1 pseudogene is annotated in these 1351 nt (G+C 60.0%); it reads right to left on the bottom strand.

Going from position 1 to position 1351, the window contains the following annotated elements:
* Positions 1-39: 39 nt before the first annotated feature.
* A pseudogene (locus tag ECTPHS_RS13630) lies at positions 40-1280 on the bottom strand (IS3 family transposase).
* Between the last annotated feature and the right edge of the window lie 71 nt (positions 1281-1351).

The following is a 1351-nucleotide window of genomic DNA, read 5'->3' as shown; positions in this document are numbered from 1 at the left end:
TAAAGTGGACCCCATCGTCAAGACAGAAAGAGCACGAGTTTAAGCAATAGCTTGGGGGTCGCTCGCAGCGGAACAGCGCTGCCCTGGTACTGCGGTTTCACTGGGTGGCGTCACGGTCGACGGGCCGTACTTATCCACGATCAGTGCGCCTCCGCCCTGCCGGTTCCGGTAGACCGTATCCGGTGTCTCGTTCGCCAGAGCCGCGTGGGGGCGTTCGCCGTTGTAGAACGCGAAGTAGTCCATCAGTCCAAGCGTGACTTCCTTGAGGTTGGCGTACCCCTTGAGGTAGACGTCTTCATATTTCACCGTCCGCCAGAGCCGCTCGACGAAGATGTTGTCAAAGGCCCTTCCGCGGCCATCCATGCTGATAGTGACTCCCTCTCGCTTGAGCACGCCAGTGAACGACTCAGCCGTGAACTGCGAGCCCTGGTCACTGTTGAAGACCTCCGGTGACCCGTACAGCTGCAGGGCCTCCTCGAGGCAGTCAACGCAGAAGGTCGCATCCATGGTGTTGCTGAGCCGCCAACTCAAGACCTTGCGGCTGTACCAGTCCATGATCGCGACCAAGTAGGCGAAGCCCTGAGCCAGACGAATGTAGGTGATGTCGGTACTCCAAACCTGGTTGGGTCGGGTGACCGCGACGCCACGTAGCCGGTACGGATAGACCTTGTGCTGCGGGTGCGGGCGACTGGTATGCGGGCCCGGCGCGATCGCCGCCAGCCCCATCCCACGCATCAGCCGCTGGACACACTTGCGGTTGACCTTATGGCCCTGGGTCCGCAGCTCGACCACCATGCGTCGACTCCCGTAGAACGGCCGTCGTGTGTAGATCTCGTCGATGAGTCCACACAGCAGCAGGTCGCCGGCCTCATCCGGTGACAAACGCCAGCGCGCATACACGGTCGCCCGGGAAACCCCGGCCAGCGCACACTGGCGAACGATGGAGATCTCGTCACCCGCATCAATCCAGTCCTGACGGTTCACGGCAGGTTGATCCCGGACTTTTTTTTGAGCCAATCGAGTTCCATCTTCAGGCGCCCGATCTCGCCGTAGAGACGGTCCGGGGCATCCTTTTCCGACACTGGCTTCGGGCCACGCTTGCCTTCGAAGAGCGTGCCGGCCTGTTCGAGGATCGCCTTCTTCCACTGGGTCACCTGGGCGGGATGGACCCCGTAGGCTTGACCGATCTCGTTGACGGTCTTGACTCCCTGAATCGCCTCAAGTCCAACTTTCGCCTTGAATTCAGCGTTGTACGTGTTTCGCTTCCGTTTTTCAGTCATCTTGTTAGTATCCCGATTCAGCCCTCCGCTCAGAGCTTAAACTGCTGTCTAGATATCGGGGTCCACTATAT

Origin of the sequence: Ectothiorhodospira sp. PHS-1, assembly GCF_000225005.1 — a bacterium.
Classification (GTDB): Bacteria; Pseudomonadota; Gammaproteobacteria; order Ectothiorhodospirales; family Ectothiorhodospiraceae; genus Ectothiorhodospira.
This window is presented reverse-complemented; position numbering and strand designations above follow the sequence as displayed.